The 26798-nt window shown below is 44.9% G+C and carries 24 protein-coding genes; 11 read left to right on the top strand and 13 right to left on the bottom strand.

Translation table 11 applies throughout. The features are described 5' to 3' along the window. Nucleotide 1: 1 nt before the first annotated feature. Both ZX61_RS16190 and ZX61_RS16185 read right to left on the bottom strand, forming a co-directional pair. Nucleotides 2–919: an ABC transporter ATP-binding protein gene (locus ZX61_RS16190; RefSeq protein WP_049845736.1), complete on the bottom strand. Its 918-nt coding sequence runs from the start codon at nucleotides 917–919 to the stop codon at nucleotides 2–4. Nucleotides 920–1085: 166 nt separating this feature from the next. Beyond that, entirely contained in the window at nucleotides 1086–2756 is a 1671-nt protein-coding gene (locus ZX61_RS16185; protein ID WP_049845632.1) for a SulP family inorganic anion transporter, read from the bottom strand. A 418-nt stretch (nucleotides 2757–3174) separates the two neighbouring features. Between ZX61_RS16185 and can the strand changes: the two genes are divergently transcribed. Beyond that, entirely contained in the window at nucleotides 3175–3843 is a 669-nt protein-coding gene (gene can / locus ZX61_RS16180) for a carbonate dehydratase (protein ID WP_049845631.1), read from the top strand. 62 nt (nucleotides 3844–3905) lie between these two features. On the opposite strand, the gene hpt is transcribed toward can, so the two are convergent. Continuing rightward, complete coding sequence (gene hpt / locus ZX61_RS16175; protein ID WP_049845630.1) at nucleotides 3906–4436, bottom strand: hypoxanthine phosphoribosyltransferase; 531 nt, start codon at nucleotides 4434–4436, stop codon at nucleotides 3906–3908. A gap of 303 nt (nucleotides 4437–4739) precedes the next feature. Here hpt and ZX61_RS16170 point away from each other — a divergent pair, with 303 nt between their 5' ends. Next, on the top strand, nucleotides 4740–5360 hold the full coding sequence (locus ZX61_RS16170; RefSeq protein WP_049845629.1) for a LuxR/HapR/OpaR family quorum-sensing transcriptional regulator: 621 nt from the start codon (nucleotides 4740–4742) through the stop codon (nucleotides 5358–5360). Nucleotides 5361–5479: 119 nt separating this feature from the next. Here the strand turns inward: ZX61_RS16170 and lpdA are convergent, their stop codons facing one another. The 7 genes from lpdA to xerD form a co-directional block, all read right to left on the bottom strand. Next, entirely contained in the window at nucleotides 5480–6907 is a 1428-nt protein-coding gene (lpdA, locus tag ZX61_RS16165) for a dihydrolipoyl dehydrogenase (protein WP_049845628.1), read from the bottom strand. Between the two features lie 268 nt (nucleotides 6908–7175). Then, nucleotides 7176–9068: a pyruvate dehydrogenase complex dihydrolipoyllysine-residue acetyltransferase gene (gene aceF, locus ZX61_RS16160; protein WP_049845627.1), complete on the bottom strand. Its 1893-nt coding sequence runs from the start codon at nucleotides 9066–9068 to the stop codon at nucleotides 7176–7178. Between the two features lie 19 nt (nucleotides 9069–9087). Then, entirely contained in the window at nucleotides 9088–11751 is a 2664-nt protein-coding gene (aceE, locus tag ZX61_RS16155) for a pyruvate dehydrogenase (acetyl-transferring), homodimeric type (RefSeq protein ID WP_049845626.1), read from the bottom strand. Nucleotides 11752–11807: 56 nt separating this feature from the next. Then, nucleotides 11808–12575, bottom strand: a complete 768-nt coding sequence (gene pdhR / locus ZX61_RS16150; protein ID WP_004742610.1) for a pyruvate dehydrogenase complex transcriptional repressor PdhR — start codon at nucleotides 12573–12575, stop codon at nucleotides 11808–11810. Between the two features lie 483 nt (nucleotides 12576–13058). Then, the gene (gene recJ / locus ZX61_RS16145; protein WP_049845625.1) at nucleotides 13059–14798 is read right to left on the bottom strand and encodes a single-stranded-DNA-specific exonuclease RecJ; all 1740 of its coding nucleotides are present in this window, start codon (nucleotides 14796–14798) and stop codon (nucleotides 13059–13061) included. 67 nt (nucleotides 14799–14865) lie between these two features. Continuing rightward, nucleotides 14866–15612, bottom strand: coding sequence for a thioredoxin fold domain-containing protein (locus ZX61_RS16140; protein WP_049845624.1), 747 nt, complete (start codon nucleotides 15610–15612; stop codon nucleotides 14866–14868). Nucleotides 15613–15652: 40 nt separating this feature from the next. Continuing rightward, the gene (xerD, locus tag ZX61_RS16135) at nucleotides 15653–16573 is read right to left on the bottom strand and encodes a site-specific tyrosine recombinase XerD (RefSeq protein WP_150115016.1); all 921 of its coding nucleotides are present in this window, start codon (nucleotides 16571–16573) and stop codon (nucleotides 15653–15655) included. Nucleotides 16574–16712: 139 nt separating this feature from the next. Between xerD and fldB the strand changes: the two genes are divergently transcribed. Next, nucleotides 16713–17234: a flavodoxin FldB gene (gene fldB, locus ZX61_RS16130; RefSeq protein ID WP_049845622.1), complete on the top strand. Its 522-nt coding sequence runs from the start codon at nucleotides 16713–16715 to the stop codon at nucleotides 17232–17234. Nucleotides 17235–17483: 249 nt separating this feature from the next. On the opposite strand, the gene ampD is transcribed toward fldB, so the two are convergent. Next, nucleotides 17484–18029: a 1,6-anhydro-N-acetylmuramyl-L-alanine amidase AmpD gene (gene ampD, locus ZX61_RS16125; protein WP_049845621.1), complete on the bottom strand. Its 546-nt coding sequence runs from the start codon at nucleotides 18027–18029 to the stop codon at nucleotides 17484–17486. Nucleotides 18030–18160: 131 nt separating this feature from the next. On the opposite strand from ampD, the gene nadC reads away from it, so the two are divergent. From nadC to yacG, 8 genes are all read left to right on the top strand, one after another. Further along, nucleotides 18161–19048, top strand: a complete 888-nt coding sequence (gene nadC, locus ZX61_RS16120; RefSeq protein ID WP_049845620.1) for a carboxylating nicotinate-nucleotide diphosphorylase — start codon at nucleotides 18161–18163, stop codon at nucleotides 19046–19048. A 240-nt stretch (nucleotides 19049–19288) separates the two neighbouring features. Then, the gene (locus ZX61_RS16115) at nucleotides 19289–19723 is read left to right on the top strand and encodes a type IV pilin protein (RefSeq protein ID WP_049845619.1); all 435 of its coding nucleotides are present in this window, start codon (nucleotides 19289–19291) and stop codon (nucleotides 19721–19723) included. Nucleotides 19724–19728: 5 nt separating this feature from the next. Beyond that, a complete protein-coding gene (gene pilB, locus ZX61_RS16110) occupies nucleotides 19729–21429 on the top strand; it encodes a type IV-A pilus assembly ATPase PilB (protein ID WP_049845618.1) in 1701 nt (566 codons plus the stop codon). Continuing rightward, the gene (locus tag ZX61_RS16105) at nucleotides 21430–22656 is read left to right on the top strand and encodes a type II secretion system F family protein (protein ID WP_049845617.1); all 1227 of its coding nucleotides are present in this window, start codon (nucleotides 21430–21432) and stop codon (nucleotides 22654–22656) included. It abuts the gene before it with no gap. 58 nt (nucleotides 22657–22714) lie between these two features. Further along, the gene (locus tag ZX61_RS16100; protein WP_049845616.1) at nucleotides 22715–23584 is read left to right on the top strand and encodes a prepilin peptidase; all 870 of its coding nucleotides are present in this window, start codon (nucleotides 22715–22717) and stop codon (nucleotides 23582–23584) included. 1 nt (nucleotide 23585) lies between these two features. After that, nucleotides 23586–24194, top strand: coding sequence for a dephospho-CoA kinase (gene coaE / locus ZX61_RS16095; RefSeq protein WP_049845615.1), 609 nt, complete (start codon nucleotides 23586–23588; stop codon nucleotides 24192–24194). A gap of 34 nt (nucleotides 24195–24228) precedes the next feature. Then, nucleotides 24229–24969, top strand: coding sequence for a cell division protein ZapD (gene zapD, locus ZX61_RS16090; RefSeq protein ID WP_049845614.1), 741 nt, complete (start codon nucleotides 24229–24231; stop codon nucleotides 24967–24969). Nucleotides 24970–25031: 62 nt separating this feature from the next. Then, complete coding sequence (gene yacG, locus ZX61_RS16085; RefSeq protein WP_049845613.1) at nucleotides 25032–25226, top strand: DNA gyrase inhibitor YacG; 195 nt, start codon at nucleotides 25032–25034, stop codon at nucleotides 25224–25226. A 410-nt stretch (nucleotides 25227–25636) separates the two neighbouring features. On the opposite strand, the gene rplS is transcribed toward yacG, so the two are convergent. Together rplS and trmD are read right to left on the bottom strand one after the other, a co-directional pair. Continuing rightward, nucleotides 25637–25990 (bottom strand): 50S ribosomal protein L19, encoded by a 354-nt coding sequence (gene rplS / locus ZX61_RS16080; RefSeq protein WP_049845612.1) that lies wholly within the window; start codon nucleotides 25988–25990, stop codon nucleotides 25637–25639. 42 nt (nucleotides 25991–26032) lie between these two features. Next, complete coding sequence (gene trmD, locus ZX61_RS16075) at nucleotides 26033–26776, bottom strand: tRNA (guanosine(37)-N1)-methyltransferase TrmD (RefSeq protein ID WP_049845611.1); 744 nt, start codon at nucleotides 26774–26776, stop codon at nucleotides 26033–26035. Nucleotides 26777–26798 lie beyond the last annotated feature (22 nt).

Raw genomic sequence — 26798 nt, 5'->3', positions numbered from 1 at the left:
TCTACTGTCCTCCTTCATTGACGATACTGACAAACAACTCTTCCAATCGGTTGGCCTTGTTACGCATCGAAAGTACTTGCACACCTTGCTCGGTAAGTTGAGTAAAGATCGCATTCAAACCTTCTGTTTTTTCAATCTCAATCTCCAAAGACCCGTTGGTAAATGTCTGGCTATTTACACCAGACAATTGAGGTTCTGGGCTACCTTCCGCTAAGTCGAGGATAAAAGTCTCAACATGGAGTTTGCCGAGCAGATCCTTCATCGTCGTGTTTTCAATCAGCTCACCTTTATTGATGATACCTATGTTACGACACAGCATTTCAGCTTCTTCTAGGTAATGGGTGGTTAAGATGATGGTGATACCTTGCTGTGAGTTGATCTCTTTCAAGAACTCCCACATTGAGCGACGCAACTCGATATCAACTCCAGCAGTCGGTTCATCGAGAATAAGCAGTTGTGGTTCATGCATGAGCGCGCGGGCGATCATCAAACGGCGCTTCATACCACCAGAAAGATTTCTCGCACGCTCACTACGTTTTCCCCAAAGATCGAGCTTAGTTAGATACTTTTGGGCTCTTTCTTTAGCAAGTATCTTAGAAACACCGTAATAACCCGCTTGTTGCAGAACAATCTGTTCTACGGTTTCAAACTGGTTAAAGTTAAATTCTTGCGGTACTAAGCCAAGATTTTGCTTGGCTAGTTCTAAATCTTTGTCGATGTCATAGCCAAACACCTTAACTTGGCCTGAAGTCTTGTTCACCAGCGAAGAGATAACACCTATGGTAGTGGACTTACCAGCTCCGTTTGGCCCAAGCAAGGCATAAAAATCCCCTTGGGCGACATTTAAACTAATGCCTTTAAGCGCTTCAAACCCACCAGCATAGGTTTTACGCAGCTGCTCAATTTCTAATGCATACATATTATTTACGATTGCCATTGCTACATCTTATTTGTAAATCAGTTTATCGTTGAATAACGATGATTACAATTAAACCTTTCGAATAGTTTGGAAATGAATTTTATCAAGACAAAAAACGCCACTAGGGTTGCCTCTAGTGGCGTTAGATATCTTAATAACTCGTTGTTTATACAGCTTCTAACTGATACTCGTCGGTATCAACATGCTTAACTGCCGCTCTAAGTGCTTCGTAGCGGAACTTGAACGTATTGTCTTGAGGAACCAAATCTATCACATGGAATTTCTCTAGCTGCTGTCGAGTTTTTTCATTTGGGCATAACAAATAAACTTGGCAGCTCGCATCGAGTGCATCTTTTATGGCATTCTCAAGAGCCAAGCCAACCGTCACGTCAATCATTGGCACATCGGTCAGATCTAAGATCATCACTTCATAATCTGAAATACTGGTATGTTGCCGAGAAATCGCTTTTGAAACGCTGAAGATCATTGGCCCAGAAAGATAAAAGAACAGCACCTTACCATTCGCCATATCAAGCAACCCGCGTTCACTGTCGGTTAGCGGCACATCATCTTCATCGGCATCACTGATAGCTTTAACCTGACGAGCCTGTTCACGACTTAGCCGCTCAATGATAATGATGTTGGAAATAAAGACCCCAAGGCCAACAGCCACAATCAAATCAACGAATACCGTCAGCAGCATTACGCCGTACATCACGGCCATACCCGCAAAGCTAACCTTGTGAGCACGTTGGATAAAGCTCCAGTCTAGGATATTAAAGCCCACGTACACCGCAACGCCCGCTAGTACAGCCATTGGGATAGGTTCGGTCAACCCACCTGCAACCAGTACAACCAGAGCAAGCATCAGTGCACGGACAACTCCTGAAAGCGGCGAGCGAGCGCCAACTTGTATGTTGGTCACTGTGCCCATGGTCGCTCCAGCACCCGGTAGCGCACCAAACAGGCCAGAGATAATGTTCGCCAAACCTTGGCCACGCAGCTCTTTGTCAGAGTCATGCTCCTTGCGTGTTAAGGAATCACCGATAACTGCTGTCAACAAGGTATCAATGCAGCCTAATGTACCAAGTACTAAAGCATCTATAACCATCTCTGTGAACATCGCGGCGTCGATATGCGGAATAACAAGTGATGGTAATCCCGCAGGAATTTCCCCAATACGGCGAATAGAATCTGTATCGAAAATAATGACTGATAGCAAGGTGACCGCAACTAAGGCGACGAGCTGGGCTGGTACATAGCGGCGGTACTTTTTAGGAAAGAGAAATAGAATACCTAGCGTTAAAAGCCCGAGAAAGAGCTCGCTAAACTTCATGTTGGCGATAATATCTGGAATCGCTGACAAAGTGCCCATCACACCGCCTGCGGGAGCCGCTTGTCCAAGCAAAGGGGATATCTGGAGGATAATCAAGATAACGCCAATTCCCGACATAAAGCCAGAAATTACGCTATATGGCATCAAAGTTACGTATTTTCCTAACTTTAGTGTCCCTAATAAAACCTGAAATGCCCCAGCCATCATGACCACAGTAAAGGTCATCGCCATGCCCGTTTCAGGATACTTAGCCATCATGCTAGTCAACACCGCAGTCATGATAACGGTCATAGGGCCAGTTGGCTCAGAGATTAGTGTGTTTGACCCACCAAACAGAGCAGCGAACAGACCCACCATGATCGCGCCCCACAAACCCGCTTCAGCTCCTGCACCCGAAGCTACACCAAAGGCTAACGCCAAAGGCAACGAGATAATAGCCGTGGTGACACCACCAAATAAATCTCCTTTGAGATTCATATCTTCAAAACGACTAAAAAACAAAACTTTACTCCATGTCTCACATGTCATTGCTCAGAGATTGCTGCGCCTACAACTTTACTTAGAACGACAGGTTCCTCTGAACTTGATCACAACATACTGGTTTTAAGTTATTCTGGTTACTGAGAGAAACCGAAAGGAATAACCTTAGTTTTTGTAGCTAAAATTTACGCGAAATGTAAGTGATTTGCTGCGAAATGTAGCCAATTTCATCACTTTAACAAATGTTACTTGTAAGAGATAAGTGTTAATTACATCTCATCACTCATACGTTATGACCATTAGTTAGGATAGCGGCTAAGTTTATGATTTTTGGCGCTCAAACACGTCAGATGAGTACCATTTCACCTAATTTTGACAGGAACGAAATTGTAACATTGTGTATAGTGATGAAAGATTTTTTTTAAGGGTTGTGAGTAAGATGCCGGAAATTAAACAGTTATTTGAGAACAATTCGAAATGGTCAGAGTCAATCAAGGCAGAGCACCCTGAATACTTTACCAAACTGGAACAAGGACAAAGCCCAGGGTTTCTCTGGATCGGTTGTTCAGATAGCCGAGTACCTGCTGAGCGATTAACGGGACTCTACTCTGGCGAGCTTTTTGTTCACCGTAACGTTGCTAACCAGGTGATTCATACCGACCTTAACTGCCTATCAGTCGTACAATACGCTGTCGATGTGTTGAAAGTAAAACACATCATAGTTTGTGGTCACTATGGCTGTGGTGGTGTCAAAGCCGCCATTGATAATCCTCAACTAGGTTTAATCAACAACTGGTTGCTGCATATTCGCGATCTTTTCTTTAAGCACCGCAATTATCTCGAAGCAATGCCAGAACAAGATCGTGCAGATAAGCTAGGTGAAATCAACGTGGTAGAACAAGTCTACAACTTAGCCAATTCGACGATTATGCAAAATGCCTGGGAACGCGGGCAAGATATCGAAATACATGGTGTTGTCTACGGTATTGGTGATGGAAAATTAGAATACCTAGGTGCTCGTTCTAACTCTCGTGAAAGCGTAGAGAGCTCTTATCAAAAAGCGATGGAAAGTGTCCTCAACCCACACCATAAACTTCTGTGTCGCTAACCACCTAAGATAAACAAACGCCCGCAAACTTGCGGGCGTTTTTGCATGCATCTACAGTTGCATTATTCTTGAGGAACCACTTTACCAATGTACGGTAGGTGACGGTATTTTTGTGCGTAATCGATACCTACACCGACAACAAACTCATCTGGGATCTCAAAGCCAATCCACTTTACCCCTACCTCAACTTCACGACGAGAAGGCTTGTCGAGTAATGTACAGATCTCAATCGATCTAGGTTCACGAAGACTAAGGATCTCTTTGACTTTATTCAACGTGTTGCCAGTATCGATAATATCTTCAACGAGCAGTACATCTTTACCTTTAATATCATCATCAAGGTCTTTCAGGATACGAACATCGCGTGAGCTTTCCATTGTATTGCCGTAGCTAGAAGCAGTCATGAAATCCACCTGGTGCGTCAAGTCAATTTTACGAGCTAGATCAGCCATAAACACAAATGAACCGCGCAATAGGCCTACGAGGACGAGATCTTCGCTACCTTCGTAATGCTCGCTAATTTGCTTGCCTAACTCGTTAACTCGTTCACTGACTTCCTGCTCAGAAATCATTACTTCTACTGTATGTTTCATACCAATCTCGTTTTTCACGTTAGCTGTATAGAGCGTAATTATAGTCACTCAAGATTTAGGCGCGTAGTTTACCACCAGCCTGCAGCAAGGAAAAACGTTTGCCTAAATAATTCATGCAACGCAAGGTTATTTCTTATTGATCTTTAGCACGATATTAACAAAAGTGATTATAAAATAGTCTGAAACCGTTGACCTTAATCATATGCACCATTACACTCATAGGGCGTCAGCAAATTATAATCTAATAAATAGGGCAAAAAGCCCAAACAAATATAAACAACTCATTTGGCAAGGAAATTAACTATGGACTCTATTGCTAAAAGACCGCGTACGCGTCTTTCACCGCAAAAACGAAAACAACAACTAATGGAAATCGCACTGGAAGTGTTCGCTCGTCGTGGCATCGGCCGCGGTGGTCATGCTGACATTGCAGAGATTGCTCAAGTTTCTGTTGCGACTGTCTTCAACTACTTCCCTACTCGTGAAGATTTAGTTGATGACGTTCTAAACTACGTTGTTCGTCAATTCTCTAACTTCCTATCTGACAATATCGATTTAGATATTCATGCGAAAGAGAACCTAAATAACCTAACTTCAGCGATGGTTGAATTAGTACTCAACGATTGCCACTGGCTTAAAGTGTGGTTTGAGTGGAGCGCATCAACTCGTGACGAAGTATGGCCACTGTTTGTTTCAACAAACCGTACCAACCAACTGTTGGTGCAAAATATGTTTGTTAAAGCAGTTGAACGTGGCGAGGTGTGTGAGGAGCACGAGCCTGCCGAGCTGGCGACTCTTTTCCACGGCATCTTCTACTCACTGTTTGTTCAAGCAAACCGTACACAAGATGAAACAGGTATGAAGAAGCTAACAGAAAGCTACTTAGACATGCTTTGCATCTACAAACACGCGAAAAACGCGTAACCTAAATTAAGCCTGACGCATACAAAGCCTGCTCATCATTGAGCAGGCTTTGTTATTTAAAGCACAAAAAAACCGCTGAGAAAGCTCAGCGGTTTTTTGGATTCAGATAGAAGAGTTGATTACTTCTTCTTTTTCGCTTTAGGGTTTGGAAGGTCAGTGATTGTACCTTCAAACACTTCTGCCGCTAGACCTACAGACTCGTGTAGAGTTGGGTGAGCGTGGATTGTCAGCGCAATATCTTCAGCATCACAGCCCATCTCGATTGCCAGACCGATTTCACCCAGTAGTTCACCACCGTTAGTACCAACGATAGCACCACCAATTACACGGTGTGTCTCTTTGTCGAAGATAAGCTTAGTCATACCATCTGCACAATCAGAGGCGATTGCACGGCCTGAAGCAGCCCATGGGAAGGTTGCAGTTTCGTAGTTGATGCCTTCCGCTTTCGCTTCTTTCTCTGTCTTACCAACCCATGCCACTTCTGGCTCAGTGTAAGCAATTGAAGGAATAACTTTAGGGTCGAAGTAGTGCTTCTTACCAGCAATAACTTCAGCAGCAACATGACCTTCATGCACACCTTTGTGAGCAAGCATTGGTTGACCAACGATATCACCGATAGCAAAGATGTGAGGAACGTTAGTACGCATTTGCTTGTCAACGTTGATGAAGCCGCGCTCGTCTACTTCTAGACCCGCTTTTTCTGCATCAAGAAGTTGGCCGTTTGGTACACGACCGATAGCAACAAGAACAGCATCGTAGCGCTCAGCTTCTGCTGGTGCTTTCTTGCCTTCCATTGAAACGTAGATACCGTCTTCTTTCGCTTCAACAGCTGTTACTTTCGTTTCTAGCATTAGGTTGAACTTGTTCTTGATACGCTTAGTGTAAACTTTGACGATATCTTTATCCGCTGCCGGGATAACTTGGTCGAACATTTCAACTACATCGATTTGAGAACCTAGAGAGTGGTAAACCGTACCCATTTCTAGACCGATGATGCCACCACCCATGATTAGCAGTTTGCCTGGTACTTCCTTCAGCTCTAGAGCGTCAGTAGAGTCCCAAATACGTGGGTCTTCATGTGGGATAAATGGTAGTTTGATTGGGCGAGAACCCGCTGCAACGATTGCGTTGTCGAAGTTGACAACAGTTTTGCCTTCTTCACCTTCCACTTCGATAGTGTTAGGGCCAGTGAATTTACCAAAACCGTTAACCACATTCACTTTACGCATCTTAGCCATACCGCCAAGACCGCCAGTTAGTTGGTTAATAACCTTCTCTTTCCACTTACGGATCTTGTCGATATCCGTTTGCGGTTCACCAAATACGATACCGTGATCAGCAAGTGCTTTTGCTTCTTCGATAACTTTAGATACGTGAAGTAGTGCTTTAGATGGGATACAACCCACGTTTAGACACACACCACCAAGAGTGCTGTAACGCTCGATAAGTACAGTTTCTAGACCTAAATCTGCACAACGGAAAGCGGCAGAGTAACCAGCAGGACCTGCACCAAGTACTACTACTTGGGCTTTAATTTCTTTGCTCATTTTGACCTCTTGTAGTCATTATCCCTAACAGGCTGAGTGGGTATTGATTCTATATGTTCAAGTCAGTTTATTTTAAACAATTGTTTTCAGACCGCCATCAGTTTACAGAGATGTTAATGGTGTGAAAAGTAAATCAATTTAGCCTGTGAGCTAGACAACAATTCGCTTGTGAAAACCTTATTGACTCTAAGGTCTGCATTCAAATTGTCTGATAATTATTAGTAGTAGAGGCGGCTCTAATGCCGCCTCTAAATCATCCAATCTTTAATTAAAGAACTAGACGACGAATGTCTGATAGCGCACCATTTAGGAACGTAATGAAACGCGCACCTTCAGCACCATCAATCACACGGTGGTCGTATGATAGAGATAGTGGAAGCTGTAGACGTGGTTCGAATTCTTTGCCGTTCCACACAGGCTTCATTTCAGACTTAGATACACCTAGGATACCAACTTCTGGCGCATTTACGATTGGTGTAAATGCAGTACCACCGATACCGCCAAGGCTTGAGATTGTGAAACAACCGCCTTGCATGTCAGCCGCAGTTAGCTTACCTGCACGTGCTTTCTTAGACACAGCCATTAGCTCTTCAGATAGCTCGTAGATGCCTTTCTTGTTCACGTCTTTAAATACAGGAACAACTAGACCATTTGGCGTATCTACTGCGATACCTACATTCACGTACTTCTTAAGAATGATGCTTTCGCCATCTTCAGAAAGAGAAGAGTTAAACGCAGGGAACGCTTCTAGCGCTTTCGCTACTGCTTTCATGATGAACACTAATGGAGTGATCTTCATCCCAGTATCTTTCTTCGCTTCGATTGCGTTCTGTTCTTTACGGAATGCTTCTAGTTCAGTGATGTCTGCGTTATCCCACTGTGTAACGTGAGGGATCATTACCCAGTTACGGTGTAGGTTAGCACCAGAGATCTTCTTGATCTTAGAAAGCTTCTGAACTTCAGTTTCGCCGAACTTGCTGAAGTCAATTTTTGGCCAAGGAAGCAGACCAAGCGCAGAGCCGTCACCGCCTTTACCCGATGCTGCTGCGCCAGACTCAAGGCGCTTAAGTGCATCTTTAACGTAAGCTTGAACGTCTTCTTTCAGGATACGGCTCTTACGACCAGTACCTTTAACCTTAGACAGGTTAACGCCAAATTCACGCGCTAGACGACGAACAACTGGAGATGCATGTGCGTAGTCACCGTTCTCTTGGAAGTCGCCAGTTGATGCAGAACCAGTTGGAGCTTCTGCTTTAGGAGCTGGTGCTGCTGCAGGTGCCGCCGCTTGAGCTGGGGCTGCTGCTGGAGCAGGTGCTGCACCCGCCACTTCGAAGACCATGATTAGCGAGCCAGTCGACACTTTGTCGCCTGCTGCAATCTTGATCTCTTTAACTATACCAGCAAATGGAGCAGGAACTTCCATTGACGCTTTGTCACCTTCAACAGTGATTAGAGATTGCTCTTCTTCCACCGTATCGCCAACTGCAACCATGATCTCAGTTACTTCAACTTCGTCACCGCCGATATCAGGAACGTTAACTTCTTTCGCTGCTGATGCTGCTGGAGCCGCTGCCACTGGAGCTTCTACTGCTGCAGGTGCCGCTGGAGCGCCAGAGCCTGCTACTTCGAATACCATGATTAGCGAGCCAGTCGTAACTTTATCGCCTGCTGCTACTTTGATCTCTTTTAGAGTACCAGCGAATGGTGCAGGTACTTCCATAGAAGCTTTGTCGCCTTCAACCGTTAGAAGAGATTGCTCTTCTTCAATGCTGTCGCCAACTGCAACCATGATTTCAGTCACTTCAACTTCATCGCCACCGATATCTGGTACGTGAACTTCTTTCAGTTCACTTGCAACAGAAGGGGTTGCTGGAGCTGGATCCGCTGCTGGTGCAGCCTCTGCCGTAGCAGGTGCAGCGTCAACTGCACCCTCGGCTTCGAAGATCATAATAAGAGAACCAGTAGAAACTGAGTCACCTTCCGTAACTTTGATTTCTTTAACGATACCCGCTTGAGAAGCAGGAACTTCCATAGAAGCTTTATCGCCTTCAACTGTGATAAGAGACTGCTCTTCTTCAACCTTGTCGCCAACGCTTACAAGAATTTCAGTAACTTCAACCTCATCCGCACCGATGTCAGGTACATTAATTTCGATTGCCATTTCTTATTTACCTTCTTAATTAAGCGTATAGCGGGTTAGTTTTTTCTGTGTCGATGTCGAATTTAGCAATCGCTTCAACAACTACTGATTTCTCAACATCTCCACGCTTAGCCAGTTCAGTTAGCGCTGCAACTACCACGTAGCCTGCGTTAACTTCGAAGTGACGACGTAGGTTCTCACGGCTATCAGAACGGCCGTAACCATCTGTACCCAGTACTTTGTATGACTCAGAAGGCATGAACGCGCGAACTTGCTCAGAGTAGTTCTTCATGTAGTCAGTCGCTGCGATAGCTGGCTCGCTGCCCATCACTTGTGCAATGTAAGGTACTTTTGCTTCGCCTTCTGGGTGAAGCATGTTGTAGCGCTCTGCATCTTGACCGTCACGAGTTAGCTCGTTGAACGAGGTTACAGAGAACACGTCAGAGGCGATGCCGTACTCTTCGCTTAGGATAGTCGCTGCTTTACGTACTTCGTTCATGATAGTACCAGAGCCCATTAGCTGAACTTTAGACTTGTCACCTGCGTAAGACTCAAGCTTGTAGATACCCTTACGGATGCCTTCTTCAGCGCCTTCTGGCATTGCTGGCATTGCGTAGTTTTCGTTCATCACTGTTAGGTAGTAGAACACGTTCTCTTGGTTCTCACCGTACATGCGACGGATACCGTCTTGCATGATAACTGCAACTTCGTAAGCGAATGTTGGGTCGTAAGAGATACAGTTAGGTACTGTGTTCGCCATGATGTGCGAGTGACCATCTTCGTGCTGTAGACCTTCACCGTTTAGCGTTGTACGACCAGCAGTAGCACCTAGTAGGAAACCACGAGCTTGTTGGTCACCCGCCATCCACGCCATATCACCTACACGTTGGAAACCAAACATTGAGTAGTAGATGTAGAACGGGATCATTGGTAGATCGTTAGTGCTGTATGACGTTGCAGCAGCAACCCAAGAAGCCATTGAGCCTAGCTCGTTGATACCTTCTTGTAATACCTGACCAGATGTCGCTTCTTTGTAGTAAGAAACGATGCCTTTATCTTCTGGCGTGTATTCCTGACCGTGTGGGTTGTAGATACCGATCTGACGGAATAGACCTTCCATACCAAACGTACGTGCTTCATCACAGATGATAGGAACGATGTTCTTACCAATGTTCTTGTTCTTAAGCAGGATGTTAAGCGTACGAACGTAAGCCATAGTTGTAGAGATATCACGCTTTTGCTCACTTAGTAGCGGTGCGAACTCTTCTAGCTCAGGTACTTTGAATTCTTGAGTGAACTTAGGTAGACGCTGTGGCGTGTAACCTTTTAGTTCTTTACGACGAGCGTGTAGGTAATCGTATTCCGCAGAACCTTCTTCAAGTTTCAGGTACGGAAGCTCTTTAACCGCATCGTCAGTTAGGATGTCTTGAAGACCTAAACGATCACGTAGGTGTAGTACGTGAGTCATGTCCATCTTCTTAACTTGGTGCGCGATGTTCTTACCTTCAGCCGCTTCACCCATACCGTAACCTTTAACAGTCTTAGCTAGGATTACTGTTGGACGACCTTTAGTTTCTGCCGCGTTTTTGTATGCTGCGTACAGCTTAGAAGACTCGTGACCACCACGCTTAAGTGCGAAGATTTCGTCATCAGTCATATCTGCTACTAGTGCAGCTGTCTCTGGGTACTTACCAAAGAAGTGTTCACGTACGTAAGCGCCGTCTTTAGATTTAAATGTTTGGTAGTCACCATCTACAGTTTCGTTCATTAGCTGTAGAAGCTTGCCAGACGTATCTTTAGCAAGTAGTGCATCCCAGTTGCTACCCCAGATAACTTTAACAACATTCCAGCCAGCACCTTTGAATAGGCCTTCTAGCTCTTGGATGATGCTACCGTTACCCATTACAGGGCCATCTAGACGCTGTAGGTTACAGTTAACTAGGAAACATAGGTTGTCTAGCTTCTCACGCGCTGCGAAAGATAGTGAACCACGTGATTCTGGTTCATCCATTTCACCGTCACCTAAGAACGCATATACACGTTGAGCCGAAGTATCTTTCATACCACGACCGTCTAGGTACTTAAGGAAACGCGCTTGGTAGATCGCAGAGATTGGACCTAAACCCATAGAAACTGTCGGGAATTGCCAGAACTCAGGCATCAGTTTAGGGTGCGGATATGATGGAATACCTTTACCGTCTACTTCTTGGCGGAAGTTATCTAGCTGATCTTCAGTTAGACGACCTTCAACGAATGCACGAGAGTAGATACCTGGTGAGATGTGACCTTGGTAGTATACTAGATCGCCACCGTCCGTCTCATTTGGAGCACGGAAGAAGTGGTTGAAACATACTTCGTAGAATGCAGCAGAAGACTGGAAAGACGCCATGTGGCCGCCTAGTTCTAGGTCTTTCTTAGATGCACGTAGAACGATCATGATTGCGTTCCAACGGATGATGGAACGAATACGGCGCTCAAGAGTTGTGTCACCTGGGTAAGCTGGTTCTTGATCTGCAGGAATCGTGTTGATGTAGTTCGTTGTGATACCTGTTGGCATATCAACACCGTCTAGACGTGCTTTGTCTAGAACTTGCTCTAGCAAGTATTGAGCTCGTTCTACACCTTCTTCACGTACAACTGACTCAAGTGCTTGTAGCCATTCTTGAGTTTCCAGTGCATCTACGTCATGCTTCATATCAGACATGGCGATCTATCCTTCTATTGGTTGGATCTACTTATTTAAAGTAACCGTTTCTTGTTTTAAGAATCGTTACCTTGTTGAATTCGACGCAAAGAGCGCTCTCTGCGCGACTCTTCACGAGTCAAATCCAACAATGTTTCTTCAATGTAAGCTAAGTGTGAGTGAGACATTTCACGCGCCTTTTCTGGCTGACCTGAAACAATCGCATCCACAATATTAGCTCGGTGTTTACTTACTTTTTCGACCACTTCATCGCGGCGATGTAAGAGCTTTAAATTCTGCAAGACATTCTGCTCTAGTAAAGGTGCAAGGCTGCGAACAATGTGCAGAAGTACCACGTTATGGGCAGCTTCGGTTAAAGCGATCAAAAACTGCATAACCGCAGCTGATTCTGCTTCGACATTCTTCTTAGTTTGCTCTTCACTGATGTTTTTCAGGCAAGCCTGAATACGAGCGAAGTCTTCCTCGGTACCACGAACTGCTGCAAAGTAAGCGGCTATACCTTCCATCGCATGACGCGTTTCCAGCAAATCCAGCTGAGTTTCGGAGTGGCTAGACAATAAATTTAGCAGAGGATCTGAAAAGCTGGTCCAGATGTTCTCGCTAACAAAAGTGCCACCACCCTGACGACGAGTAAGAAGACGTTTCGCTTCTAAACGCTGTATCGCTTCTCGGATTGAAGGACGGGAAACATCAAACTGTTTTGCCAGTTCTCGCTCAGGCGGCAATTGTTGCCCCGGAGACAATGTTCCTTCCACAATCAGCCTTTCTAACTCTTGTTCAATCACATCAGAAAGTTTTGGCTGACGAATCCTTTGATAAGCCATAGTTGTTTTTCTTCTACTCTTTTGCAGTCAATTGGTATTACCAATTTTAAGTTGGCGAGAAAATTAACATAAATAAAACGCAAGTTCCAGACAAAAATTGACCCAAATCATAGAACAAGCCTTGCATCAACACTTTGATAACAATAGCTGATTAAAACAGCAATCAAATTGGTCTGACCAATTACAAAATATAAACAGATGGGAATAAACCGTGCTAGGTATCACAGTTTAATTGGTTAGTTTTAAAGGAATATGAAAGGTTATTAGGGAATGAGAAGAAAAGTGCGGGTTGAGGATCTATTGAAGCAAGTAGGAAACCTTTAGAAATTCCCTACTTACTCCTTCGTCGTTCTATGGAATAACCCCAGCAGAAGAATCCGAGCTACTTACACTACTCCCTTCTCGAAGGGCGAAGCCCGTTCCCGATTCTCGCGGGCGTAGCCCGATCTCGGAGCAACGCGTTCTGTAGGGCTATGCCGTACTCTATTTAGCCTCGATATGATCAATCATCAGTTGCAGCGACTGATTGCCACGAAACTCGTTAATATCGAGCTTGTATGCTAAACGAACAGTTTTCACCGAGGCATCAGGCCAGCGACGCAGATCAACGTTAAATGCAATACCATCAATCATGATATTAGTTGGATGACCTTTATGCAGAGGTTCTAGCATAAGTTTCAGGTGCTTTTCCCCAACCAGCTTCTGATGAAGCACTTTAAATTCACCATCAAACAGCGGCTCAGGGAAAGCTTGGCCCCAAGGTCCACCAGCACGAAGCATCTCAGCGACATGCATAGAGAACTCTTCAGGCTTTAATTCGCCATCAGACAAAATAACACCTTTAAGTGCCGCGTCGTCCAAGTCCTGCTTCACTGCCTCATCAAATAATTTAGAAAAGCGCTCAAAATCTTTCTCCAATACGGTCAGACCCGCTGCCATCGCGTGTCCACCGAATTTGAGTATCAAACCTGGGTTTTGTGTATCGATGCGATCTAAGGTGTCACGCATATGCAAACCAGGGATTGAACGGCATGAACCTTTAATCGTACCTTCACCACCGTCAGCAAATGCAATGACTGGGCGATGAAACTTTTCTTTGATGCGTGATGCCAAGATACCTATTACGCCTTGATGCCAATCACGCTGAAAAAGCACGAGACCATGAGGCATATCTTGCTCGCCGAACTGCAGACGCTCACAAAAAGCCATCGCCTCTTGCTTCATGCCCTCTTCAATTTCTTTGCGTGTCTGGTTTAACCCATCTAATTCACTCGCCATACGACGTGCTGCATGAATGTTATTGGCCATCAATAGCTCGACACCAAAGGACATATCATCCAAACGACCAGCAGCATTAATGCGCGGCCCTAAAGCAAACCCGAAATCAGAAGCAACCAGTCGACGGGAATCTCGCTTGGCCACTTCAATTAGAGCTTGAATCCCCGGGCGTGCTTTGCCCGCGCGGATACGTTGCAAGCCTTGATGAACCAAAATACGGTTGTTTTCGTCCAGCGGCACTACATCCGCTACCGTACCTAGTGCAACTAAATCAATCAGCTCCATCAACTTAGGCTCTGTCATCCCTTGCTTGGCAAACCAACCTATTTTGCGCATATGAACACACAGCGCCATCATCAAATAGAACGCAACACCAACACCTGCCAGCGCTTTTGATGGAAACGCACACTCTTGCAGATTAGGGTTAACCATAGCATCTACGGTTGGTAGTTCATGCCCCGGCAAATGGTGGTCGGTCACTAGTACCTTTAAGCCTTGCTGTTTGGCATAACGTACCCCTTCAATTGAAGAGACGCCATTGTCGACCGTCATAATCACTTCAGCACCAATTTCAATCGCCTGGTCTACCACTTCAGGGCTAAGGCCATAGCCGTCTTCAAAACGATTTGGCACTAGGTAATCGACATTGTTTGAGCCAAGCATGCGCAGTGCTAATACCGACAGCGCTGAACTTGTCGCTCCATCAGCATCAAAGTCACCAACAATAATAATTCGCTTATTATGTTGAATAGATTCAAATAACAGTTCAACTGCGGCGTCAATACCATGCAGCTTTTGGTACGAATGCAGTGCGCGCGCCGTTGTATCAAGCTGCTGCTGCGATGTAATTCCACGACTGATATAAATACGCTTAAGTAATGGCGCGATAGAGTCTATTGAAAGTAGGGATAAATCAGGTTCAGGACGGCGTTGGATTTCTATCATTATCTTATGGCAGCATCTAAAGGAAGGAGAACACCATTCCTCAAAAAGAGGAATGGTGAAGAGAGTGCTATTGCGTTTGCTCTAAACGTTGAATTAACTGAGCAGGCGGGAGGTAGCCACCGACCATTTCACCATTTGGCAAGAAGATCGCTGGCGTACCGCTAATGCCTAACTCACGACCTAATGTATATTGTTGCTTGATAATCTGCTGATATTTAGTGAAATCTTCACTTTGTTCAGGAAACTCTCGATTCACCTTGCCATTATGCATCGCTGCTTGAGGATCCTTAGCCCCCCAAATGGTCGCCATTTGATCCGCAACGGTTCCTGTTGCGCCTTGTCTAGGGTAAGCCATGTAGCGAACCGTAATACCCAAATCGTTGTAGCCTTTCATTTGGCTGTGAAGACGTACACAGTAGCCACAAGTAATATCAGTAAACACAGTTACTACATATTTCTCGTTATCTGCCTTAAACTCGATCATGCTATCTTTAAAGGCTTCTATTTTTTTCGCATTAATTGGCGCTTGGCGCTTAGCGAGTACGTCTTCATACTTACCGCTTGAATCAAGTTTGTATAATGTACCCGCTAGAAAGTATTCTCCATCTGGCGAAGCAAACAATACCCCGCCACTGGTTTGCACTTCGATTAGGCCGTCAATCTCTGCCGGAACAACCTCTTTTACTTCTAACCCTAGCTTGGCAAAACGCTCTTCTAGCTGTGCTTTATCAAATTTAACATCGCCTGCCGAAACAGTTTGTGTAGCAAGTAAAAGTGGCAATGTAAGTAGAGTCATTCGGCGTAATACGCTCATTCAATTCACCTTAAATCGATTTAGTTGTAGCCACGAGCGGTTAGGCTCTTGGATGGTGTTCACTGTGTAGCTGTTTCAATCGCTCTGTTGCTACATGAGTATAAATTTGTGTTGTGGACAAGTCACTATGCCCTAGCAGCATCTGTACCACGCGCAAGTCTGCACCATAGTTCAGCAAATGAGTAGCAAACGCATGCCTTAATACATGGGGCGAGAGTAATTCAGTATCAATCCCTGCCAATACTGCGTAGTGTTTTATGCGATGCCAAAACGTTTGGCGAGTCATTTGTCTTGCTCGCTTACTCGGAAATACCACATCAGAGGTTGTCTCCCCAAGTAACTCTGACCTGCCTTGATGGATAAAAGTTTCAATCCAATCAACAGCATTTTCACCCATTGGTACCAAACGCTCTTTGCCACCTTTACCAGTAACCCGAACCACCCCCTGACGCAAGCTGACATTTTCCATCGTCAAACTAACCAATTCCGTCACACGCAACCCCGTCGCGTATAAGAGTTCTAACATAGCTTTATCACGCAGCTCCATTGGATTATTAGGATCAGGTGCATTGAGCAAAGCATCCACTTGATCTTCCGTTAAATCTTTTGGCAAGCGTTTAGGTAGCTTTGGGCTTACCAGTAGCGCACTCGGATCATCACTGCGAACTTTCTCACGATGCAAATACTGAAACAGACGTCGAATCGCGGACAACATTCTTGCTCGTGAAGTTTGCTTATACCCCTCATCAGCTAACCAGCCTTGATAGTCTTGCAGCCCAGATAAGCTAATAAAATCGAGACGGTAGTTGTGTAGTGTCATCCACTGTAGCAGTTTAAAAAGATCGTTTCGGTATGATGCAAGGGTGTTTTCAGACAAGCCGCGCTCTAACCACATAGCATCTAAAAACTGTTCAACTAGCCCTTGATCAGGCGACAATTGTTCTGACACTGCAAACCTCATAATTTCGTTGTGCGGTCAAATGTAAGTGCCACAAAGCAATAAAGCTATAAAAATTCATCTCAAAAGCGGATATTCGCTGCAAAGCTCGCCATTTTGTGGTTAGAATTCACCATCAATTGTCAAAATATAAAACCATGCTATGAAAATCGGTCTATTTTACGGCTCAACAACTTGTTATACCGAAATGGCAGCAGAGAAAATCCGCGCTATCATCGGTGAAGACCTAGTTGATATTCACAACGTTAAAGAATCACCACTCTCTTTGATGGAAGATTATGATTTTCTAATTGTCGGCATTTCGACCTGGGATTTTGGTGAGATCCAAGAAGACTGGAATGAGTTATGGGATCAAATCGATGGCGTATCGCTAAATGGCAAAACCGTTGCACTATTCGGCTTAGGCGATCAAGAAGGCTATGGCGAGTGGTATCTGGATGCTATGGGACTCTTGCACCACGAGCTGAAAAAGACCGGAGCTAACTTTGTTGGTTACTGGCCTAACGATAACAACTACGAGTTTGAAGCTTCAAAAGCACTTACCGAAGATGGCAGCAAATTTGTCGGCCTAGCACTTGATGAAGACTCTCAATATGAACTGAGTGATGAACGTATCGCCACTTGGGTTGAGCAGATTTTGGTCGAGTATCAAGAGACGCTGTAAAAACGAGAAGCGAGAAGCGAGAAGCGAGAAGCGAGAAGCGAGAAGCGAGAAGCGAGAAGCGAGAAGCGAGAAGCGAGAAAAATTAAAGGATTGGCACCAAGTGTCAATCCTTTTTATTTAGGAACGCTTCGCTATGGATTCGGGATGTGGGAACGAATAACTCTCGAAGGACGAAGTCCGGTCTCGATTCTCGGAACGTAGTGTTCTCAAAGGGCGAAGCCCGTTCCCGACTCTCGAAGCGCAGCGTTCCTAAGGGTGCAGTCCGTCTCTGAACCTCCCCCAATCAAACACTAACCCAGGATCGGTTTTGCGCAGTGGAGCAATGTACTGGTGACCAGTAATGCGCGGTAGAGTGATTTTCGGGTAACTGACTTGAATCTGCTTGGTTAGCTCCGTTAACGCTTGGTATTGCTCATCAGTGTAGGCAACGTAGTCACTGCCCTCTAGCTCAATTCCGATTGAGTAGTCATTGCACTTATCTCGCCCCGCAAAGCTCGAGACACCTGCGTGCCATGCTCTGGCAATAAACGGCACAAACTGAACCACTTCCCCATCACGTCTGATCAAGCAATGAGCCGAAACACCCATATTATGGATCACTTCAAAGAACGGATGTTCATTCGGGTCTAGTTGCCCAGTAAAAAACTGTTCAATATACGGACCACCAAACTGACCCGGCGGTAAGCTGATGTTATGCACAACCAAAAGAGAGATGTCTGTAGCGTCTGTTCTGTGGTCAAAAAAAGGTGAAGGTACATGCCTAGCTTTGTTGTACCAACCATTTTCATCGATCATAAGCGGCTCATTATCATAACTAACTCTCTGATTTTATCCGTTTGGCGATGAAATGCGAGATTAATGGCTGAATTTCACACTCAGTCAGCGTATCATGCCCACCTCTTGTCCAACTGCGTATTAGATTTGCGATGAAAAACACACACAATAGCCAAGAACGTCTCGAATATTTGAAACAGCAACTTCCCTTAGAGATATCCCGCGCTGTCGCGGATACCATCAAGGAAGATCTGGGTGGTACTCTAGACCCAGACGCTGATATTACCGCAAGTCTAATTCCAGCAGATGCACACAACGAAGCAACCATTATCACTCGTGAACATGGTGTTTTTTGTGGCAAAGCTTGGGCTGACGAAGTATTTAAACAGCTAGGCGGCGAAGTAAAGATAGAGTGGAATGTAGAAGATGGCGATAAAGTAGAGCCGAACCAAGTGTTGTGTACTCTATCAGGCCCATCTCGCGCTCTTCTTACTGGTGAACGCAATGCGATGAACTTTATCCAGACTCTTTCTGGCTGCGCAACTGTCGTTGCCCAATACGCAGAGAAAATTGCGGGCACAGGTTGTCGACTACTTGATACGCGTAAAACCATTCCTGGTCTGCGCAGCGCGCTTAAATATGCTGTAGCCTGTGGTGGTGGTTTTAACCATCGTATTGGTGTGTTTGACGCTTACCTAATCAAAGAGAACCACATTATTGCTAACGGTGGTATTTCTCAAACCATCAAGACTGCCAAAGAGCTAAACCCAGGAAAACCGGTTGAAGTCGAAACAGAGAGCCTTGAAGAACTGCAAGAAGCGATTGAAGCAGGTGCCGACATCATCATGCTCGACAACTTCACCACCGACATGATGCGTGAAGCAGTAAAAATTAACGCAGGCCGCGCAGCGCTAGAAAACTCAGGCAATGTCACGCTAGAGACTATCCGTGAATACGCTGAGACTGGCGTTGACTATATCTCGGTTGGCGCGCTAACTAAACACCTAAAGGCGATGGATTTATCGATGCGCTTTAAGTAGCTATCAGCAGCAAAGAAGACGCTTTACCAAATAAAAATAGAGGCTCCAAGCCTCTATTTTTGTATGTGAATAGTCTCAATGACTTCAATTTTGCCCTGCCTCGGATCAATTTGCATTCAATATGCAACTAAGTACTATTTTTATCTAAATTGATCGGAAACCACGCCAGCGATAATTCCTGCCCACACACTCCGTCACTACTCTCTCCCTAACTCAGTCTTTTACCCACGGAGAGAAACAATGCAAACTTTACAAGGTCGCAAAACAAGAGGCTTTACTCTAATTGAATTAATGATTGTGGTCGCAATCATTGGCGTACTGGCTTCTATGGCGATTCCTGCTTACAAAGACTATGTTAGAAAATCTGAGGCAGCTTCAGCACTAGCGACGTTAAAAAGCCTCATAACACCCGCTGAAGTTTTCTATCAAGAAAATGGCACCACTTCTGCTGCAACCCTATCCAATTTAGGCATTGATAGTGGTGCCAATAATTTGGGAACCATAGCTTCAACAATTTCAGGTACCGGCTCTGCAGCCGTACCAACGCTAAAATTTACATTCGGCTTAGATAGCACAATGGGAAGCAGCGACACCATTACTTATTCTCGCAACTCTAGTACAGGCTGGTCTTGTTCAAAAGCGGGAGCTGTCCCTTCTTTAGACGGTTGTTCATAATCTATATGCAAACCAACCTTCCCGCTATCTTGCGCCAAGCAGAGCTTCTTGATACTACTCAGAAAGCTTTGCTGGATGAACGGCTTAATGTTTCAGGTCAAACGGCCCCTGAAGTATTGTTGGAGCTAGGTTGGTTAACGCCCACACAACTGCTCTCTCACCTTTCGCAAATATTTGCCTTACCCGTTATCGATTTCGCTAACTATGACTATCAAGCTGTGTGCAACAAGCTCGGCTTACGTGAACTCACTCACCGCTATTGTGCGGTTCCGCTTCGGCAAAGTAAGCACCAACTGCTCGTTGCAGTTGCTGATCCAACTAATGCAGCGCTCGAAGAGGAATTTCGCTTTGCGACCGGAAAACAAATAGAACTGGTGCTGGCAGATATCAAGCAACTCAAGGGGGCAATTCGTCATCTATATGGCACGGTAATATCCGGTGAGGTCTCAAGTCATACCAAAGAGATTAATGAGCAAGAGCTTGCCAGCCTAGTTGAATTGTCTGACGACGAACTAAGCAAGACTGAAAACCTAAACACTGACAACTCCCCCGTCAGTCGCTATATAAACCAGATCTTGCTTGATGCGATCAGAAAGCGCGCTTCAGACATACACTTTGAACCTTATGAAGCCTCTTACCGTGTGCGATTTCGTTGTGATGGCATCTTAATTGAGACTCAACAGCCAAGTCATACACTAAGCCGTCGCCTTTCAGCTCGATTAAAAATCATCGCAAAACTGGATATTGCAGAGCGACGCCTACCGCAAGATGGCCGAATCAAATTGCAGCTAAGCCCTGATACCGCTGTCGATATCCGTATCTCAACACTTCCGACATTATGGGGGGAGAAAATCGTTCTACGTCTACTCGATAGCAACAGTGCCGAGTTAGATATCGACGTCCTTGGCTACAATCAACAGCAGCAAGCCTTATACCATCAGGCGCTTGCTAAACCACAGGGGATGATATTAATGACAGGCCCAACCGGAAGTGGCAAAACGGTTTCACTCTACGCAGGGCTAAAGCTTCTCAATACCCCCCTCGTCAACATTGCAACGGCTGAAGATCCTGTCGAGATTAATTTAGTGGGAATCAATCAAGTTCAAATCAACCCTAAAATTGGCCTAGACTTTGCGCAAGCACTTAGAGCTTTTTTGCGCCAAGACCCGGATATTGTCATGGTCGGTGAAATACGAGATCTTGAAACCGCTGAAATTGCAGTTAAAGCCGCACAAACAGGTCATTTAGTACTTTCAACTTTACACACTAACTCTGCCGCAGAAAGCATCATCCGCTTACAGCATATGGGTATATCCCCATTCAATATTTCTTCCTCTCTCAGCTTAGTCATTGCTCAGCGTCTAACAAGAAAACTATGTCGGCACTGCAAGATTGAACACGCCTTACCTAGCGCGCTGTGTCAGCAGTTAGGTATCGCGGTACAAAGTGAAGTATTTACAGCCAACGTACAAGGGTGCAGTGAGTGCAATCAAGGTTATTCAGGTCGAACCGGTATTTATGAAGTGATGGACATAGACAACACCTTGCTACAACTCATTAATCAAGACGCAAATGCCAAAACCATCGAAGATGCTGCCAAAAAACGTGGGATGCAAACCTTAAAAGAAGCCGGAATTGAAAAACTACTCGCCGGCATCACTAGCTATCAAGAGCTGCAACGCGTGCTCTACTTATCGGTAGACTAGATGAAACCGCACTCTCGCAATCAACTTAAGCGCTACCGCTGGAAAGGGGTTAATCACAAAGGCAAACTCGTCTCTGGTTACACACTTGCTTTAAACGATCACGAAGTTAGAGAGCGGCTTAGTGAACAATCAATTAGCCTGAAAACACTAAAAAGGCGTTCGCTTTCTGTATTGACTCGTCTTACGCAAAAGATAAACAGAAAAGACATTACCTTATTAACCAGACAATTAAGCACCACGCTTGCGACAGGAATTCCTATTATTCAAGCATTAAACATCATCACTAAGGGGCACTCTAAAGCCGAGATGAGATCAGTCCTGAGTCACATCACTAAGCAGATAGAATCTGGGCATCCCTTATCTGAAAGCTTACGTAGTGCAAATCCCCTGTTCGACTCACTTTATGTCGACCTAGTCGCAACGGGTGAGCAATCCGGTAACCTGGCCGAAGTGTTTGCGCGAATCGCCAACTACAGAGAAAAGTCTGAGCAACTCAGTGCTAAAGTTGTCAAAGCACTCATCTACCCAACGATGGTTATTTTGACTGCTTTATCCGTTGCCTACCTGATGCTCACTAAGGTGATTCCGCAGTTTAAAGATATGTTTAATGGCTTTGGTGCACAACTACCTTGGTTCACCCAACAAGTGTTGCTCCTATCTGACTTTGCCCAAGCATATACAGGAATGGGACTAATGCTTCTCGCAGTGATATTTTATATGCTCAGAGTTGTCTTAAGAAAGTCGCGTCGAGTTCAGTTAATCCTGAGTCGTTTAACACTTAAAGCCCCTGTTATTGGCAAAATAATCATCAAAGCTTCAATAGCAAAATTTAGCCGTACACTAGCAACAAGTTTTAACGCAGGCATACCAATACTGGCAGGGTTAAAAGCATCGGCAAAAACCGCACAATGCAAGCACTATCAAAATGCTTTAGAGAGGGTGTTACTCGATACCACAACAGGAATGCCGCTCTACGTTGCACTGCGCCATACTCACTGCTTTCCTGAGATGGTTCTACAGATGGTGATGATAGGTGAAGAATCAGGACGGTTAGGCGAAATGCTGCACAGAATTGCTGATGTTTACGAGTTTGAAATCGATAACACCGTAGATAATCTAGGTCGGATCCTCGAACCGATATTAATCATTTTTCTCGGCGTGGTTGTCGGCGGTCTCGTCGTCGCGATGTATTTACCTATCTTTAATTTGATGAGTGTCATAGGATAAGATACAGAGTTACCCTCTTTGAACTGAATGCTTTAAACCTAAGAGCTGCACCTATTTTATGGACATTTTTCATTACTACCCTTGGCTTTTTCCTATATTAGCAACGCTTTTCGGTCTTATCGTAGGCAGCTTTTTGAATGTTGTGATCCATCGCCTTCCCGTGATCATGGAACGCGAATGGCGAGCAGAATGTGCGGATAGCTTCCCTGAATACCAAATTACACCGCCACAAGGGACGTATAACCTTAGCGTGCCAAATTCAACCTGCCCGAAATGCAAGGCTCCTATTCGAATTATCGACAATATTCCGGTTCTAAGCTGGCTAATTCTCAAGGGGAAATGTCGTCAATGCAGCAACAAGATCAGTGCTCGTTACCCGCTAGTCGAACTTCTGAGTGCTGAGCTCTGTTTTGCTATTGCTTATCAATTTGAGTTCAGCTATTTCGCAATTGCACTCCTATTTTTCACCTTTACTCTCATCGCCGCCACCTTCATCGACCTCGATACTATGTTACTGCCGGATCAACTGACACTACCTCTGACATGGGCGGGAGTCGCACTTGCTCTATTTCAAATAAGCCCGGTCTCGCTGCAAGATTCGGTCATTGGTGCAATGGCAGGCTATCTCGCCCTATGGTCTGTGTACTGGCTTTTTAAACTTGCAACAGGCAAAGAAGGTATGGGTTATGGCGACTTTAAACTGCTTGCGGCGTTAGGGGCTTGGCTGGGTTGGCAGTATTTACCAATGATCATCCTCCTCTCATCACTGGTCGGTTTAGTCTTTGGTTTAATCCAACTAAAACTGAAAAGCCAAGGGATAGACAAAGCCTTTCCCTTTGGTCCGTATTTAGCCATTGCAGGCTGGTTAAGCATGATGTGGGGAAATGACATCCTCAACTGGTATTTCAGCAATTTTCTAGGAATCTAACATGACTCTAGTTATTGGTATAACGGGGGGGATTGCCAGTGGTAAAACAACCGTTGCAGACCTGTTCCATCAGAATTTTGGCATTGAAATTGTGGATGCAGACATCGTGGCTAGGCAAGTTGTTGAACCCGAGAGCCAAGGCTTAAAAGCCATTGAACAGCACTTTGGAGACAGTGTCATCCAACAAGACGGCACGCTAGATCGCGCTAAGCTTAGAAAAATTATCTTTAGTAACCCGAGCCAAAAAAAGTGGCTAAACCACTTGCTTCATCCGATGATTAGAACCGAGATGATGACTCAACTTGCTGAAGTTAAATCGGACTATGCTTTATTAGTCATACCTTTGATGGTTGAAAACAACCTACAATCTCTTGCAGATAAGGTACTCGTCGTCGATGTGGATGAAAAAACTCAAATTCAACGTACGATAGAACGCGACCATGTAGACGCAGCGCAAGCCAAAGCGATTCTCTCTTCTCAAGCATCACGAGAGCAGAGATTAGCCATTGCGGATTATGTGATTAAAAATAATACAGAAAACCAAAAACTTTTGTCTCAAATCACAGAATTACATAAAAAGTTCCTAGAAATCGGTAGGGAAAATCGGTGAGAATAAAGATTGAAAAATACAGAGCTGCATATTGATGACCACGCATTATTTTGAACATCCACTAAACGAGAAAACTCGCATCTACCTCCGCGTTGAAGCCTTGCTGAACCAACTGGATGTTGCTGCTCAGTTTAGTGATGATACGCAGCACCTGATTTTCTACCGCTCCTTATTCGATCTGTTAGAGATTTTCGAACAAATCCAACTTAAAAGTGAGCTGGCTAAAGATATTGAAAAGCAAAGATTAACATATCGCTCATGGCTCAATGTCGAGGGAGTTGATCAAGATATGCTGCAAAATATCTTAAATGAAGTCGATGCTGTACACAGTGACCTAATGGGTGCAGAGCGTTTCGGACAAAGTCTTAAGGAAGACAGGTTCCTAAGTGCTATCCGACAACGTTTCAATCTCCCAGGAGGTTCATGTTGCTTTGATCTGCCAGCACTTCATCACTGGCTTCACCTGCCACTTGAAAATAAAGAATCCGATGCATCCCAGTGGCTTTCAACCCTAAGACCACTTGCTGAAGCCCTTAAACTCTGGCTTAAGCTCACGCGTGAAACGGGTCACTTCCGCGTAATTCAAGCCAACTCTGGCTTCTATCAAAGTGATGCAGATGAAGCCAATATTCTCCGCTTAGAAATCCCAATGCACTTTGGTGTCTACCCTATGATTTCTGGGCATAAGAACCGCTTCGCTATAAAGTTCATTGAGTTTGAATCCGGTCAAGCATCAGTAGCTAACGTTGAGTTCAAACTCGCCGTGTGTAGCTAACAACATATTTCATATTCAAGCTATACTAAGCCCACACCTTTGTTTAAGTTCAGAGAAACACCATGTCTAAGATTACCATCGTCCCTTGCCCTCAATGCGGTCAAGACGTTAAATGGGGCGAGCAGAGCCCTTTCCGCCCGTTTTGCAGTAAGCAATGTCAGATGATTGATTTCGGTGAGTGGGCTGATGAAGAGAACACTATCCCTGGTGCACCAGATATGTCTGATGCAGACGGATGGTCGGAAGATCAGTACTAATAGATTCGAGAAGCGAGAACGCTGCGCTACGGGATTAAAGAGAAGCTGATGTGATTAGAGCATCGGCTTTTTTGTTTTTTGGAGAACTGGAGAACTGGAGAACTGGAGAACTTTTGGAAGGTTGGCATTTAGCATCAACCCTTTGATTTCAACAAGTTACCATATCATCTTCTAGAACGAGGTACGAGTCAGTTGAGGATCTCTTCAAGCTAGTCGATGAGTTATAGAGATTCCCACTCCTTCCTCCGTCAATATTCCCCCTCGTAGGGCTAAGCCCGCTCCCGCTTTCCAAAAGCGAAGCGTTCCATAGGACGAAGTCCGTTCTCGAATCTCGCCTCTCTATGCGAAGCGCAAAAAAAAGCGGAGACCAATTGGTCTCCGCTAATACTATGAGAACGCTAGTTATAGCATTACTTCTTAGCAAGTTTCTCTTTAATACGAGCAGACTTACCAGAACGCTCACGTAGGTAGTACAACTTGGCACGACGTACTGCACCACGGCGTTTAACTTCGATGCTATCAACGATTGGAGAGTGTGTTTGGAACGTACGCTCAACACCTTCACCGTTAGAGATCTTACGTACAGTGAAAGCAGAGTGTAGACCACGGTTACGGATTGCGATTACAACGCCTTCAAAAGCCTGTAGACGCTCACGTTCACCTTCTTTTACCTTAACTTGAACTACAACAGTGTCACCTGGTGCAAATTTAGGTAGGTCTGATTTTAGTTGCTCTTCTTCAAGAGCCTTGATGATGTTACTCATTTTAATAAATTCCTAGAATAAACTGATACTAAATTTAATAGGTTACTTAGCTCGACTCTCTTTAATGAATTCGGCCAGTAATTGTTCCTGTTCGTCAGTCAGAGCTAGGTTTTCCAGGAGTTCTGGTCTTCTTAGCCAAGTGCGGCCTAACGACTGTTTTAGTCGCCAGCGACGAATGTCCTTATGGTTGCCAGACTTGAGTACCGCTGGTACTTCTTTTCCATCTAACACCTCAGGGCGCGTATAGTGAGGGCAATCTAACAAGCCATTAGCAAAAGAGTCTTCTTCTGCTGACGCGAAATCTCCTAATACACCCGGAACAAACCGAGAGACAGAATCTATTAACGTCATGGCTGGTATTTCACCACCCGTCATCACAAAATCCCCAATTGACCATTCTTCGTCAACTTCAGATTGGATGATGCGCTCATCTACCCCTTCATAACGACCACAAATAAGAAGCAAGTTCTCGTTTGTCGCCAGCTCTTCTACCCCTTGCTGGTCAAGTTTTCGACCTTGAGGAGACAGGTAGATGACTTTCGTCTTACCTGGTGAGGCATGTTTGGCTGCCTGAATAGCATCGCGCAAAGGCTGCACCATCATTAGCATACCAGGGCCACCACCATAAGGTCGGTCATCAACAGTGCGATGTTTGTCGTGCGTGAAATCACGAGGATTCCATGTTTCAATCGACAAAAGACCTTTTTTAACCGCTTGACCTGTTACTCCAAAGTCAGTAACAGAACGGAACATTTCTGGAAATAGGCTAATTACGCCAACCCACATGTTTATCTCGCTCTGGTAGTTT

The organism is Vibrio sp. VPAP30 (assembly GCF_001188205.1).
Lineage (GTDB): Bacteria > Pseudomonadota > Gammaproteobacteria > Enterobacterales > Vibrionaceae > Vibrio > Vibrio bivalvicida.
This window is presented reverse-complemented; position numbering and strand designations above follow the sequence as displayed.

Bases quoted from the DNA above. Each gene is read 5' to 3' on its own strand.
- ZX61_RS16190 (WP_049845736.1), bottom strand. From the start codon at position 919: ATGTATGCATTAGAAATTGAGCAGCTGCGTAAAACCTATGCTGGTGGG.
- can (WP_049845631.1), top strand. From the start codon at position 3,175: ATGCCGGAAATTAAACAGTTATTTGAGAACAATTCGAAATGGTCAGAG.
- hpt (WP_049845630.1), bottom strand. From the start codon at position 4,436: ATGAAACATACAGTAGAAGTAATGATTTCTGAGCAGGAAGTCAGTGAA.
- ZX61_RS16170 (WP_049845629.1), top strand. From the start codon at position 4,740: ATGGACTCTATTGCTAAAAGACCGCGTACGCGTCTTTCACCGCAAAAA.
- lpdA (WP_049845628.1), bottom strand. From the start codon at position 6,907: ATGAGCAAAGAAATTAAAGCCCAAGTAGTAGTACTTGGTGCAGGTCCT.
- aceF (WP_049845627.1), bottom strand. From the start codon at position 9,068: ATGGCAATCGAAATTAATGTACCTGACATCGGTGCGGATGAGGTTGAA.
- aceE (WP_049845626.1), bottom strand. From the start codon at position 11,751: ATGTCTGATATGAAGCATGACGTAGATGCACTGGAAACTCAAGAATGG.
- pdhR (WP_004742610.1), bottom strand. From the start codon at position 12,575: ATGGCTTATCAAAGGATTCGTCAGCCAAAACTTTCTGATGTGATTGAA.
- recJ (WP_049845625.1), bottom strand. From the start codon at position 14,798: ATGATAGAAATCCAACGCCGTCCTGAACCTGATTTATCCCTACTTTCA.
- ZX61_RS16140 (WP_049845624.1), bottom strand. From the start codon at position 15,612: ATGAGCGTATTACGCCGAATGACTCTACTTACATTGCCACTTTTACTT.
- xerD (WP_150115016.1), bottom strand. From the start codon at position 16,573: ATGAGGTTTGCAGTGTCAGAACAATTGTCGCCTGATCAAGGGCTAGTT.
- fldB (WP_049845622.1), top strand. From the start codon at position 16,713: ATGAAAATCGGTCTATTTTACGGCTCAACAACTTGTTATACCGAAATG.
- ampD (WP_049845621.1), bottom strand. From the start codon at position 18,029: ATGATCGATGAAAATGGTTGGTACAACAAAGCTAGGCATGTACCTTCA.
- nadC (WP_049845620.1), top strand. From the start codon at position 18,161: ATGAAAAACACACACAATAGCCAAGAACGTCTCGAATATTTGAAACAG.
- ZX61_RS16115 (WP_049845619.1), top strand. From the start codon at position 19,289: ATGCAAACTTTACAAGGTCGCAAAACAAGAGGCTTTACTCTAATTGAA.
- pilB (WP_049845618.1), top strand. From the start codon at position 19,729: ATGCAAACCAACCTTCCCGCTATCTTGCGCCAAGCAGAGCTTCTTGAT.
- ZX61_RS16105 (WP_049845617.1), top strand. From the start codon at position 21,430: ATGAAACCGCACTCTCGCAATCAACTTAAGCGCTACCGCTGGAAAGGG.
- ZX61_RS16100 (WP_049845616.1), top strand. From the start codon at position 22,715: ATGGACATTTTTCATTACTACCCTTGGCTTTTTCCTATATTAGCAACG.
- coaE (WP_049845615.1), top strand. From the start codon at position 23,586: ATGACTCTAGTTATTGGTATAACGGGGGGGATTGCCAGTGGTAAAACA.
- zapD (WP_049845614.1), top strand. From the start codon at position 24,229: ATGACCACGCATTATTTTGAACATCCACTAAACGAGAAAACTCGCATC.
- yacG (WP_049845613.1), top strand. From the start codon at position 25,032: ATGTCTAAGATTACCATCGTCCCTTGCCCTCAATGCGGTCAAGACGTT.
- rplS (WP_049845612.1), bottom strand. From the start codon at position 25,990: ATGAGTAACATCATCAAGGCTCTTGAAGAAGAGCAACTAAAATCAGAC.
- trmD (WP_049845611.1), bottom strand. From the start codon at position 26,776: ATGTGGGTTGGCGTAATTAGCCTATTTCCAGAAATGTTCCGTTCTGTT.